This is a genomic window from Parasphingorhabdus sp., assembly GCF_965233695.1.
GTDB lineage: Bacteria > Pseudomonadota > Alphaproteobacteria > Sphingomonadales > Sphingomonadaceae > Parasphingorhabdus.
Window position 1 is genome coordinate 3,980,647 of record NZ_OZ247497.1, and the last position, 13,006, is coordinate 3,993,652.

General features: G+C 51.6%; 14 protein-coding genes. 8 read left to right on the top strand and 6 right to left on the bottom strand.

The features are described from left to right. Positions 1-6 precede the first annotated feature (6 nt). Both ACO6S1_RS19070 and ACO6S1_RS19075 read left to right on the top strand, forming a co-directional pair. Entirely contained in the window at positions 7-933 is a 927-nt protein-coding gene (locus tag ACO6S1_RS19070; protein ID WP_422344119.1) for an NAD-dependent epimerase/dehydratase family protein, read from the top strand. A gap of 69 nt (positions 934-1,002) precedes the next feature. Next, entirely contained in the window at positions 1,003-2,199 is a 1,197-nt protein-coding gene (locus tag ACO6S1_RS19075) for a cytochrome P450 (RefSeq protein WP_422344120.1), read from the top strand. A gap of 2 nt (positions 2,200-2,201) precedes the next feature. On the opposite strand, the gene ACO6S1_RS19080 is transcribed toward ACO6S1_RS19075, so the two are convergent. Then, positions 2,202-2,720 (bottom strand): Pycsar system effector family protein, encoded by a 519-nt coding sequence (locus ACO6S1_RS19080; protein ID WP_422344121.1) that lies wholly within the window; start codon positions 2,718-2,720, stop codon positions 2,202-2,204. A 186-nt stretch (positions 2,721-2,906) separates the two neighbouring features. On the opposite strand from ACO6S1_RS19080, the gene ACO6S1_RS19085 reads away from it, so the two are divergent. The 3 genes from ACO6S1_RS19085 to ACO6S1_RS19095 are packed head-to-tail and all read left to right on the top strand — an operon-like array spanning position 2,907 to position 5,215. Next, positions 2,907-3,152, top strand: a complete 246-nt coding sequence (locus ACO6S1_RS19085; RefSeq protein ID WP_422344122.1) for an acyl carrier protein — start codon at positions 2,907-2,909, stop codon at positions 3,150-3,152. A 47-nt stretch (positions 3,153-3,199) separates the two neighbouring features. Then, on the top strand, positions 3,200-4,399 hold the full coding sequence (gene spt, locus ACO6S1_RS19090; protein ID WP_422344123.1) for a serine palmitoyltransferase: 1,200 nt from the start codon (positions 3,200-3,202) through the stop codon (positions 4,397-4,399). A 21-nt stretch (positions 4,400-4,420) separates the two neighbouring features. Beyond that, entirely contained in the window at positions 4,421-5,215 is a 795-nt protein-coding gene (locus ACO6S1_RS19095) for an enoyl-CoA hydratase/isomerase family protein (RefSeq protein ID WP_422344124.1), read from the top strand. 9 nt (positions 5,216-5,224) lie between these two features. Here the strand turns inward: ACO6S1_RS19095 and ACO6S1_RS19100 are convergent, their stop codons facing one another. The 4 genes from ACO6S1_RS19100 to ACO6S1_RS19115 are packed head-to-tail and all read right to left on the bottom strand — an operon-like array spanning position 5,225 to position 8,068. Further along, entirely contained in the window at positions 5,225-5,620 is a 396-nt protein-coding gene (locus tag ACO6S1_RS19100) for a cupin domain-containing protein (protein WP_422344125.1), read from the bottom strand. A gap of 37 nt (positions 5,621-5,657) precedes the next feature. Beyond that, positions 5,658-6,560: a hypothetical protein gene (locus ACO6S1_RS19105; protein ID WP_422344126.1), complete on the bottom strand. Its 903-nt coding sequence runs from the start codon at positions 6,558-6,560 to the stop codon at positions 5,658-5,660. 15 nt (positions 6,561-6,575) lie between these two features. Beyond that, complete coding sequence (locus ACO6S1_RS19110; RefSeq protein WP_422344127.1) at positions 6,576-7,550, bottom strand: diacylglycerol/lipid kinase family protein; 975 nt, start codon at positions 7,548-7,550, stop codon at positions 6,576-6,578. A 35-nt stretch (positions 7,551-7,585) separates the two neighbouring features. Then, entirely contained in the window at positions 7,586-8,068 is a 483-nt protein-coding gene (locus tag ACO6S1_RS19115; protein WP_422344128.1) for a DUF2141 domain-containing protein, read from the bottom strand. A 124-nt stretch (positions 8,069-8,192) separates the two neighbouring features. On the opposite strand from ACO6S1_RS19115, the gene lptF reads away from it, so the two are divergent. Then, positions 8,193-9,404 carry an LPS export ABC transporter permease LptF gene (lptF, locus tag ACO6S1_RS19120; RefSeq protein ID WP_422344129.1) on the top strand — a complete coding sequence of 404 codons (1,212 nt, stop codon included), beginning with the start codon at positions 8,193-8,195 and terminating at the stop codon, positions 9,402-9,404. A 39-nt stretch (positions 9,405-9,443) separates the two neighbouring features. After that, positions 9,444-10,532, top strand: coding sequence for an LPS export ABC transporter permease LptG (gene lptG / locus ACO6S1_RS19125; RefSeq protein ID WP_422344130.1), 1,089 nt, complete (start codon positions 9,444-9,446; stop codon positions 10,530-10,532). 2 nt (positions 10,533-10,534) lie between these two features. On the opposite strand, the gene ACO6S1_RS19130 is transcribed toward lptG, so the two are convergent. Further along, complete coding sequence (locus ACO6S1_RS19130; protein ID WP_422344131.1) at positions 10,535-11,629, bottom strand: fatty acid desaturase family protein; 1,095 nt, start codon at positions 11,627-11,629, stop codon at positions 10,535-10,537. Positions 11,630-11,819: 190 nt separating this feature from the next. Between ACO6S1_RS19130 and ACO6S1_RS19135 the strand changes: the two genes are divergently transcribed. Continuing rightward, entirely contained in the window at positions 11,820-12,974 is a 1,155-nt protein-coding gene (locus ACO6S1_RS19135; RefSeq protein WP_422344132.1) for an N-acetyltransferase, read from the top strand. The last annotated feature ends 32 nt before the right edge of the window (positions 12,975-13,006 follow it).

The following is a 13,006-nucleotide window of genomic DNA, read 5'->3' on the forward strand; positions in this document are numbered from 1 at the left end:
AACTGCATGCGGACGAAACAAACTCTGGCAATAACCGGTGCGACCGGTTTTGTGGGCAGTCACTTGCTCAACCTGGCCGTGCGTGCCGGCTTTCCAGTACGCGCCCTCACCCGCCAGACACAGGATGACCGCCCCAATGTGACATGGGTGCGCGGCGCATTGGACAACCCGGCAAGTCTCAGCGTGTTATGCACGGGCGCCGATGTGGTGATCCATATTGCTGGCGTGGTAAATGCGCCTACCCGCGAAGGATTTGAAGCTGGCAATGTGGCTGGCACGTTAGCGGTTGTAGAGGCTGCCAAGAAGGCGGGATGCAAGCGCTTCATTCACGTCTCATCACTCGCGGCTACTTTGCCAAAGCTCTCGATCTATGGTGACACCAAGGCCAGAGCAGAAAAGATCGTCGCATCAAGCGGACTCGATTGGACAATCATTCGGCCACCAGCCATTTACGGCCCTGGAGACGGCGAAATGCTGGAGCTGTTCAAGATGGCAAAAACGGGCTTCATCACCCTGCCCCCAGATGCGGACGGGCGGCTGTCGGCCATTCATGTCGATGACTTGTCTCGCGCCTTGATGACGATTATTCCCGAGCATGAAGATCTGACCGCCCAAATCTTCGAAGTTGACGATGGTAAAACCGGCGGCTGGACCCAGACCAGTTTCGCAAAAGCCGTTGGCTGGGCAATTGGCAGACGGGTAAAACCTATAGCAACACCCAGATTTCTGCTTGAACTGGGCGTAAAAGCTGATCGGTTTTTTCGTCGCGACAAAGCCAAACTAACCGAAGACCGGGTGAACTATTTCTGCCACGACGACTGGACGGTCGACCCGGCCAAACGCCTGCCGCCCGAACTTTGGACACCCCAAATAGAAACGCGGCAGGGGCTGAAAGACACTGCAAAATGGTATCGTCAGAACGACTGGCTCTGACGCCTCCTAAAATCACTAGCTGTCATCCCCGCTAAACAGGCGCATAGTTGAGCGCTGGGAGATGATTTTATGGAAAGCAATGCTACGGTACGCAACGACGTGCCCACTCATGATTTCGATATATATGCCGAACCAGCGATCAAGGTTGATGTTCATGATGCCTTTCTGGCACTGAAGCAAACAGCCCCTCCCCTGTTCTGGACTCCAAAAAACGGTGGACATTGGATTGTTACCGACGGTGATATGATGATCGATTTGTTGCGCAAACCGAACATCTTTTCCAACCAGAATTTTTCGATTCCCCATATAGAAAACATTCCCAAAACAATCCCGCTGTCTCTGGACCCACCGGAACATCGTCCTTACCGGCAAATGATGCGGCCGTTTTTCGAGAAAAAAGCAATTGCCCCCCTGCAGGACCGAATTCAGCAATGGGCGGATAAGCTCGTCGGTGCAGTAAGGGATGATGGGCAGTGTGAATTTATTGACGCAGTCGGTTCACGGTTTCCGGTATCGGTTTTTATGGAGATGCTCGGATTGCCGCTGGAGCGGTTCGATGAATTTCGCGCACTCGTGAACGAGAATTTTGCTCTGGCCGGTACGCCAGAAGCCGTAGCGGTGCAGCAAAAAATCGTTGGGATATTAGCCGAATTTGTGAAGGTGCGTCAGGCAGACCCAAAAGACGATATGATGAGCCATATCATCCAGTCGGACATTGACGGACGCGCCCTGTCGTTCGAAGAACTGCTTTCCATCGCACATTTGCTGTTCCTTGCGGGTCTGGACACGGTGGTCAATGCACTCAGCTTCAGCATGAAGCATCTGGCTGCAAATGCGGCCCTGCAGCAACGGATTATCGACAATCCCGATTGCATCCCAGATGTTACTGAAGAACTGCTCCGCCGATACAGCTTCGTCAACCTGCCTCGCCAGATTAATGAAGACACCATATTGGGCGGTCAGAAACTGTCCAAGGGCGAGAAAATTATCTGTCCCCTCGCAATGATCGGTTGGGAAGAAAAGCTCAACGAAGACCCCATGACCGTTTCGATAGATCGTAAAAATTATCGCCATGGTGCTTTTGGGTCCGGCATTCATACCTGCCTCGGCCTGCATCTTGCACGGATGGAGCTGCATATATTCTACGAAACCTGGTTTCGGGAAATTGGCCGCTTTCACTTACATCCGGACAAATCGCAAGGTGCCATGCGCGGCGGTGTTGTCTGGGCGATTGAAGAACTCTGGCTCAGCTGGAAACAGACCTAACTTTAAAGTAGTGGTCCGGCAAACTGCTCCGCCAGATATGTTACGAAAGTCATTGACAAACCGAGCAGAAACACCCGGTATGCAAGGCCCAGATAGCGATATTTCTTGCGCTCCAGCACCACACCCATTTGATAGATATCGCGCAGCATTGTGCGATAAACTGTTTCCTGATCGACGAAATTCTCTGACAAAAGCTGATCTTTAAACTCGTCTTCCGATATTTTGGAAAACGCACCAAAAAACAGCATGTTGGGATTGGCATCCGCCCTTATTTTTGTCGCTGGCATGACGGCGATCGCCGCCAGACCTGCCGCAGAAAATGCTGAAATCGCAAGTATGAGCAAAGGCAAAGAAAAACTGCTTGCATGGCTTTGCCCGATGGCGAGAGTGAAAACCACGAATGTGGCACCAATCAACATATTAGCCTTATGGTCAGCCATCAAGCTGAGTTGCACGTGATGTTGCTGGGTCGTGCGCAACAATTGGATGACTTCATCCGGCCATTTTCGGTCCTCGGTCATGTTTCACCCTCCACAAAGGCGCGACCCGATGCAGCGCGAGAGTGACATAATCGGCGCAATTGGGCAAGTTACGGTCAATATCCCCATTCTTGTGCCCTGTTTCGGCCTTATTCGCTTGCCAATGGGGACTTCATATTGGCAAAGGTTGCTTGGAATGAAGCAGGCCGGAATATTGGGGAATTAAACATGGCAAGTCGCGAAGAAATTATGGCCAAAGTTGAAGCGTTGATCGGACCTTTCAACAACAAGGGCGTTGAACTGAAAGATGCAACCACCTTTGCTGGTGACCTGGAATGGGACAGCCTGACCGTGATGGATTTCGTCGCGGCGGTGGAAGACGAATTCGATATCATTATCACGATGAACATGCAGGCCGAAATCGAGACAGTTGGCCAACTTGCCGACGCTGTTAACAAGCTGATGGATCAGTAGCACTATCATCGTTAACCCATTCAGGCCGATGAAAATACGAGACATAAATGACCGATCTTTTAAGTAAATATGATCCGCTAATTCAGGAACGCGAGACATTGCTCGCAACTGGCGTGAAAGACCCTTTCTCCCTTGTGATGGAAGAAGTGAAATCACCCACCGTTGCCGTATGCAATGGCAAGGAAACCATCCTGCTTGGCACCTATAATTATATGGGCATGACCTTTGATGATGACGTCCAGCAGGCCGGACTTCAGGCGCTCAAGGATTTCGGGTCTGGTACGACCGGTAGTCGTGTGCTCAACGGCACATACAGCCCGCACAAGGATTGCGAAGAGGCGCTTAAGGAATTTTACGCCATGGACCATGCGATGGTCTTTTCCACTGGCTATCAGGCCAATCTGGGAATTATCTCAGCGCTGGCTGGCAAAGGCGAATATGTCATCCTCGATATCGACAGCCACGCATCCATCTATGATGGCTGCGCCATGGGCAACGCCGAGATTGTCGCGTTCCGCCACAATGATGTCGAAGCATTAGAAAAGCGTCTGAAACGCCTGCCAGCCGATGCTGGTAAACTGGTTGTGCTCGAAGGTGTTTATTCGATGCTCGGCGACGTGGCGCCACTGAAAGAAATGATCCGCGTCTGCAAGGAAAATGGCGCCATGACCTTGGTGGATGAAGCGCATAGTATGGGCTTTATCGGTGAGAATGGCCGAGGTGTTTGCGAAGAACAAGGTGTTATCGACGACGTCGATTTCATCATTGGGACATTCAGCAAATCCGTCGGAACCGTCGGCGGTTTCTGTGTGTCGAACCACCCAAAATTCGAAATCATGCGGCTGGTCTGCCGCCCCTATGTGTTTACCGCCTCGCTACCACCCAGTGTGATGGCAACCGCCAGTACCTCAATCCGCAAGCTGATGCACAGCGGGAACAAGCGCGCGCATTTGTGGGAAAATAGCAAAAAGCTTCATAAAGGTTTGCGTGATCTAGGGTTTGAGTTGGGCACGCCGGAAGCGCAAAGTGCGATTATCGCAGTAATCATGCCGGACCTCGAACGCGGCGCGATGATGTGGCAGGCGCTGCTCGCGGAAGGCCTTTACGTCAATCTGGCGCGGCCACCAGCAACACCGGCGAACATGACCCTGCTGCGTTGTTCGCTTTGTGCCGAGCACACGACCGAACAAGTTGATCAGATATTGGGTATGTTTGAAGCCGCTGGCAAAGCGGTTGGAGCGATTTAATCCTCCTCCAGGGAGATAAGAATGACGAACAGTCTGCTCATCGAACAGCGCGGTGCGATTGAAATTCTCTCACTCAATCGGCCAGACAGGCTCAACACGATGAACGAAGACATGATCTTCGCCCTGCAGGATTATTTTCGCGGGCTGCAGGATCGCCATGATATCCGGGTAGTCCTGTTTCGCGCAGAAGGAAGGGCCTTCTGTGCGGGTCTTGATATCGGCGCATGGAAAAATGACGGATCGCGAGGACAGGTCCAGCACATCTGGCGGACGCAGCGTAGCATCGCCACCGTCATGCAGTTGATGCGACAATGCCCCCAACCGATTATCACACTCGGGCAAGGTGCGGCTTGTGGTGGCGGTTTCTCGCTACTGTTGGCAAGCGATGTCCGCTATGGTGCCCCGAGTCTTAAAATGAATGCGGCCTATATCAAGATTGGCCTGGGCGGATGCGATATGGGATCGAGCTATTTCCTGCCTCGGCTCGTTGGATCCTCGCTGGCATCGGAATTGCTACTTACCGGTCGGTTCATCCATGCGGAGCGTGCCGAGAAACTCGGTTTGATCAGTGAAGTTGTTGACGAAGACAAACTGCTCAGCACCGGTCTTTCGCTGGCTGAAGAGATGCTCGACACGGCACCGATGGGGCTGCGCCTGACCAAGGACGCACTGAATCGCAATATCGATGCCCAGAGTTTCGAGGCGGCAATGGCTATTGAAGACCGGCAGCAAGCGATGCTGAGCCTGACTGAAGATAGCCGTGAAGCCGCCAAGGCTTTTTTTAGCAAGCGCAAGCCGGACTATAAGGACCGCTAATTCGATCGCCTAACGGTCGCGATTTTCCGTACCCTGCCCTGCGGTAATGAAGAGCGCAGTTGCCTCGCCCTCAACATCCGCCGTGTGCCAGACGCCAGGCGGATTGATCGCATATTCGCCTTCTCCGAGCGTGATCTGTTTCTCTGATCCATCTTCCAATTGCTGAAGCAAAGACATTTCACCCTTGATACACATAACGACTTCGGCCCCGACGGGATGCATTTCCCAAACATCCCACGGCTCTGTAAACTTGTGCAGCGACACCAATCGTCCTTCCGCCCCATCGTCAGCGTGCCGTTGGCCATAGGCCTCGTACCAAGCCGGATCGCCAGTGAAACGGGGTTCAGAAAAAGCAGTTGCGCCTAGTCCCAGATGTACCGGGTTGTCGGTTAGTTTATCAGCCATAGTAACGCCTCCCTGAGATGCGAAAGCACATTCTATCCTATTTTATGGCACCACCGGCGATTAACCTGGGCAACATTGTGAGGGCCCCCAATATCGGCCATCTGCGTTGCCATGGCTTGATCACATAGTCTGTGCCTGCATGACGGTTAATCTTCCAGGCAAGATAGTCAATCCCGCCAGCATAGGTGCCAGAAGCTTTTGCCAAACGCGCCAGAGTTAGAAGCTTGCCGTTGCGGCGCAGCGTCTTCCAACGCTTATCCGCTTCTGCGAAAGTCAATTCCCCGGATTCTGATGGATCCTGATTCTGCATTGTCGCCATCGTGGCAAGACCAAAACGTTCATAACGCTCCGGATCGGCATCCACCACTGACCCGGGACGATTAGCCCGCTCTGCCCTTAACTCTGCTCCGTAAGTCAGCTCAAACCCACGACGCCAGATACTCATGGGCGTCTGCGGCTGAACGCCCAAGACCGGCAAAGCGAGCTCGAACAGGGTCAAGGGTGCACGGGCTATTGCCGTTACAGCCTTTTCACGCGCTGCTTCATCAGCAAACCAGACCAGACGCGACGGCTGTGCAAAGCGCGCCCAAACACTCACAGCACTTGCTTCAGGGCCATTTAATTTATGGAAATGCTGTTCGCTTAGTACCGCAATTTTGGCAACCAATCCGCCATGCTCTGCCGGAAATACGTTCGGCGGTAACAGCTTGTTTGCACGGACCAGCCAGCTTTTGCCATAAGCAGCTTCGTAGCTGGATACGATCAGATAGAAATCCAGCATCTGGCCTTCTAGCTGGGTGGTTCTGAGGCATGAACCATAAAAGAGCACGGCGCGGGAGGCATCGCCATATTGCGCCGCAATGGCTTCGGCAAATGCCGTCACTCGCGGTTCTACCGGCTCGGCCAGCTCTGTGTTTACGAGGGGTTTAAGATAGCTCACCCGGTAGATAATAGCCTAAGCTGCGAGGCGAAGGAAAGATACCGGTTTTGTGGATTTCAAAACAATCGGATGACCTTCCTGTGCACGGAATAATTCACCATCCATGACGACATTGCTGTTTTCACCTTCGATCCGGATCATATCGCCTTGCTCCAGATGAATACCCTTCTGCACGGTCTTGCCGAGACGCCCAAAAAGTGCAGAAAAAATGAACCGCAGCAATGCTGCAGGTTTCTGATCAATCGCCATAAACTGAAGATGTCCGGGCCTTCCGCGCGACCGCGTTAAACGGCGCATCAGCAGCAATTTTTCAAGAGTTGTGACAATCAGAATGGCAAAATTACCCTGATACTGCCCCTTCCTGATCAAAGAAATGCTGATAGGTGATGGCCTGTTCGGAAGAAATTTTGCGCGAATGCCAAATAGCAAGGAGGCCAATGCAGCAAAAACAGTCAGCAGGTGCGACGCCGCATTGGGCAAGCCCAATGGATAAATTTTATGGCGGCAATATAAAATAAATTCTGACAAACCTGCTCCGCCAAGGAACATCCCCAGAACAACTTTGCTACCCTTACGGCCATCTGACAAAGCTATCAACTCACGATCAACCAGATGCTCATGCAAGTCATGCTTGGCCATTTCCACGATCCGTTCGAGCGCCTTAAGTGGATTGCCTTCCGCACCCAGATCAAGCGCAATCAGATTGGTTTTTCCATTAGGCAACACCGCAACTGGAGGCGGATTATCACCAAAATGTCCACCTTGGTGCAATTCGGTAAGCGCAGCCTGCACAGTGCCGTCACCACCATTGATCACAAGCACTTTGGGTTTGACTTTGGCAATGGTCTGCAGTGCCTTGGTAATCTCGTCCACCGCATCTACTTCATAGTGGAAAACATCGCTGTTTTTGACGCAAAAGGAGCGCACTTCCGGCAGTATCGCACGATTGCCCGTGGAATTTGGATTAGAAAGTAGCGCTACATTGGCCATTATTTAGGTGCCTGTTTCTTCTATGTATCTGCCCGTCACAGATATTTCATCTTGATGCTGATCGATTTGACTTCATTACCAACCGTAAATTTGGTCTTTTTGTAATTCGGTTTGCCGAGATTAAAGATACTGATGCTCGGATTGTTCGACATACCGCCACCATCGGAACTGATATCGGTCTTACCGTTCCCATTTACGTCATGACGTACCGCAATACCGTAAGTGCCGCTGGTAGGCACTGGCACACAAAAGGTCATTGTGTCGCTCTTCGCAGGTGCTTCAATGCGATTGATCCATGCGCCTTTTTTCAGCCACTCATCTTTCGTTCCGCGATAGCTTTGCACGCGAATTTTACCGGACGACGCCTTGACGCCACTTATGTTCACCAAGACGGCGGGGCCATTTCCGGACTTACATCTGCTCAGATCATTCGAAATTTTCTGTCCAGCAGTTGCTGCCGACACTGGTATTGCCAAAAGGATGGTTGAAAGCGCAAGAGACGCCGCAAATTTCAACATGACGAAAATACTCCTAGTCGTTATACCCGCGTTCAAACTACTGCGGATAAAGAATCAGCCCCCAATATGAATGTGGTTATGAAAATGATTTGCGGCAGAAACATGGTGAGAGGGCGACGATAAGTTGAAATTTCTAACTTCTACCGACCGTTATATCGCTCGCTTGATCGCCGTTCCGCTATTTAGCACGCTTGTCATTGCCGCAATGTTGCTCGTGCTTGAGAAGATGCTGCGACTTTTCGACTTTGTTGCCGCTGAAGGCGGGCCGGTTAGCGTCGTTTGGCGGATGCTGGCGAATCTTATCCCAGAATATCTCTCATTGGGCATCCCTATCGGCCTCTTATTGGGTATCCTGTTAGCTTTCCGCAAGCTGTCTTTAAGCTCTGAACTGGATGTTTTCCGGGCTGTTGGCCAAGGTTATGCCAGACTGTTGAAGGTGCCCTACATGTTTGCCGTAGCCCTCATGTTGGTCAACCTGGCATTGGTCGGCTTTATCCAGCCTCTATCCCGTTATTACTACGAGGAACTCCGCTTTGAATTGCGTTCTGGCGCGCTTGGTGCCTCCATCAAGGTTGGCGAGTTCACTAATCTCGGATCAAGAATGACGATGCGGATTGAGGAGAGCCGCGACAATGGAACTCGACTAAGCGGTATGTTTGTAAGGGCTGAGAATAAATCCGGCCAAATTGTCTCTGTTACCGCCGAAACCGGCCAATTTCTGGCAACGGATGATCCGGATACTATTATTCTGCGACTTTCCCAAGGTGTATTGATTCATGACGCGCCGGACTACGAACAACCCCGAATCTTGAGCTTTAGCAGCCACGATCTGCCGATCGACTTGCCTGACATCGAATCATTTCGATCCAGAGGTGGAGAGGACTTGGAATACACGATTCCGGAGCTGGTAAAGGTCGGCTTGGATAAGGATCGCTCCGTTGAGGAACGTAATGAAAGTCGTGCAAATTTTCACTACCGAATGGTCGAAGTGGTCATGATGCTGTTGATGCCTCTCTTGGCGCTTGCCTTGGCGATACCGCCGAAACGATCCAATTCCGCGCTGGGAGTATTCATATCCATCATCATGATTGTGACCTATCATAAGGTCAATCAATATGGCGAAGACCTTGGTGCTCTTGGTATCGTTGATCCGATCATTGCCTTGTGGGTACCGTTTTTCATCTTCGGTGGCTTGATCATATGGATGTATCATATGGTTGCCCATGTCCCGGGCGGGCAACCTATTGGTGCGCTTGAAAAAGCTTTCTCAAAATTTGGTGGCGTCTTCAAAGCAATATTAAATTTCAATCGAAAGCGGGCCAATGTGCAAGAGTAGTGAAGAAGGCCAAAGAGCTGCAAATGGAGATCCCGTGAAATGAATTTCTTTCCGTCACGGACTTTGGCTTTTTATATGGCCAAGATGCTGATGATACGCACTTTTGCCGTGTTGGCCCTGCTGGTCTTGGTATTGCAAGCGCTTGATTTGCTGGGTGAAAGTGGCCGTATCATGGCCTATGAAGGCAATGGCCAGTCGGAGCTATGGACTTATGTCAGCCTGCGGGCGCCGCAGCTGGTAGCGCGGTTCCTTCCCTTCGCGGTGTTACTCGGAACCATTGTCACCGCTGCCACTCTCAATCAAAATAGCGAGGTAATATCGATGAAAGCCGGAGGTCTGTCCGCCCATCAGATACTCGCTCCCTTGATCATCGCAAGCATGCTAGTCGCTGTCATTTCGTTCCTGTTTAACGAAATTGTCGTGGCCCCTGCAACAGCACGGCTTTCAGCTTGGGAAAAGGTGGAATATGGCCCCATTCCGGCGGCCAGCAATGTTCGCACCAATGTATGGGTTCGGGATGGTAACAACTTGATCAATGCCAAAACGGTTACCGGCAGCGGGAATGATGTACTGCTTGAGGATGTCACCATCTACGACCGGGTGGATAACAGTTTGCGTAGCCTAATGGAAGGCAATGAAGCGCGATATGACGGATCCGGGTGGACAATGACCAGCGTCACACAGTTTAACGTGCGGACCGGTACCGAAGAGATGAAAGATAGCGTTGCCTTGAGCGATAGTCTGCGGCCAGATCAGTTTACCCTCGCCAATGTCAATGCCGACGGTCTTTCATTTCTTGAACTGCGATCAGCGATTACCGAATTGAAAGAAGCGGGCCGACCCACAATGGCACTGGAATCCAATCTTTGGCACAAGATTTCAGGCCCCTTATCATCGGTGCTGATGCCGTTGCTAGGGGCGGTAGCTGCCTTTGGTCTTGCAAGATCAGGTCAGCTTTTTGTCCGCGCTGTCCTCGGCATGGCGTTGGGCTTCGCCTATTTCGTTGCAGATAACTTCTCGCTAGCGATGGGCACCATAGGAGCCTATCCACCGATATTGGCAGCTTGGGCACCGTTCATGCTATTTTTCCTGATTGGCGAAACCGTTCTGATCAGGACCGAGGAATAGGCTCAGTTGGCTGCGCCTGTTTGACTGGAGGCGGCATGACCTGAGCTTCCTCGCACCAGACCGGCGACCAAACCCCAAAGGCTGCTATGATTGGCACGATTGTAGGTTGAATCCTTTGGCAACGCCTCGGCAATGCGGCGATGCGCTTCACCCAGTGCATGATAAGGTACCCCGGGCAACAGGTGGTGCAATGCATGATATCGCAACCCGACAGGCGCCCACAATGCCGGCAGGAAACCCGGCGGCGGAACGTTGACACTATCGAGATATTGCTCGGTGACACTCATGACTTCACCATCATTTTCCCACAAATGAGCCACCAATGTCCTGATCTGATTCAGTACGACTGAACCGGCCGCAATCGCAACGGCGATCAGAAAGGCCTTCATTGGCAAAAATCCGGTCGCCACAGCAGTTAACAGGGCGATTGCCCAAATACTGGCCGCGATCTCCTGCGCATACCATTGTCGTTTAAACTCGCCTTCAGGTGGGCGGCGACGGAACTCTGGGTTTATGATAAGTCCGGAATAGCGCTCTACCACCAGCTTTCGCAGTGGCGGAATAACCACTGACAGCGGTGCCAACAAGGCATAGCGAATGAACAGACCTATAGGCGCAAGCGCTGATACCAGCACAAAAAGCGGGACAGTGTATGGCTTCATCAAAGCCAATGGCAAATATTCAGGATCTTCGACAGTTCCGTAACGCGTACGTGCATGGTGGAGATTATGGATGCCCTCATACATAAAAGACGGCAGCAATAGTGGCACGCCGATCAACGCATTCCAGGCAAAGCGAAAACCGGGCATGGAACCCCGGCGGATGTGGGTCAGTTCATGAATAAAGCTACCCGCGCGATAAAGTGCGAGCACCGATATGATCGCGGCCAAAATTGCCGGGCCGAGCGAGTCAATCATGATCGCGGCAACCATCGCGCCATATCCAACTACCGTAGACGCAAGCAAATCCGACCAGTAAATCATAGGACGCACAGCATTCAGATCACGCGTGACTTTCGCAGCCGTGCGGATCAACTCGTTGTCGTCAAAAGCCGCCTCTTTTGCAGCATCGTTAGCCTGAGGGAGAGAATGTTTCATATTATCCTGTCTTCGTAATTCGGTGCCTACAGCAGGACATCATGGCAACATGATGGCATTGCTATGGTTTCTTGCGCTGCCCTGTTGCACCACAGAGACGCTCTCAAGCGCTTGACATATTAGCCTGATTAGCGTCACAGCTTGGCAAAGCTAAGTGCAAATAACCACTTAAAAGGTGCAAATAACTACAGTGTCATCAGATATAGTCATCCACCCGGTCACAAACAAATCCCAGCGCAAGAGCTTCGTTGAACTGGCTTATCGCCTATACAAAAATGATCCCCATTGGGTGCCGCCATTAAAATCCGAGACTTATGCGCTGCTAAACCCCAAGAAAAATCCCTTTTTCGAACATGCCAAAGTGCAGCTTTTCCTGGCAGAGAAAGATGGTCTTCCGGTTGGACGGATTAGTGCGCATATTGATTATCTTGCGCTCGAACAGCCCGTGGAACAGGGTCTCGGGCCCGGGACTGGCAATTGGGGTTTGCTAGAGGCTGAGGATGAAGCAACCGCGAGCAGGTTGATTGATACTGCCGAAAAATGGCTGAAAGAAGAGGGCATGGATCGAATCATTGCTCCGATGAGCCTGTCTGTTTGGGATGAACCGGGCTTGCTTACGACCGGCCAGGACCATAGCCCAACCGTGATGATGGGACATCACAAGGCGGAATATCAAGGCTGGATCGAAAGCCGTGGTTACAATAACGTAAAAGAACTCGTTACCTATCACCTGCCAATCCAAGACGGCTTGCCACCGCTCATTGACCGTATCGTGAAATCCGGCGAGCGTAATGGCAAACTGAAGCTGCGCAAAGTCGACAAGTCACATTTTGACCGTGATGCCAAAATCATCATGAACATTCTCAATGATGCCTGGTCTGACAACTGGGGGTTTGTTCCGCTGACTGATCACGAGATTGACCATGTTGGCGTCAAATTAAAACCGATCGTTTACGAAAACCTGATCATGATTGCGGAACTGGAAGGCAAGCCAGTGGCGTTCATGATGACATTACCCGATCTCAATGACCGGACAAAAGACATGAATGGCAGCCTGTTACCATTTAACTGGGTAAAGCTGCTTTGGTGGCTAAAATTCCCCAAATCACCGACCATGCGCGTGCCGCTTATGGGCGTCGTCAAAGAGTTGCAAAACAGCCGGTTAGCCAGCCAGATGGCCTTTATGATGATAGAATATATCCGCAGGGAAGCCGTTGCCAAATATGGGGCAACGCGCGGTGAAATCGGATGGATACTGGACGACAATAAAGGGATGGTTGCGATAGCCGACGCCATCGAGTCCAAGATCAATCGTGTTTACACGCTATATGAAAAAGCAATCTGACCGGCCCATTCATCGCCGTTTCAGCCAAGCAG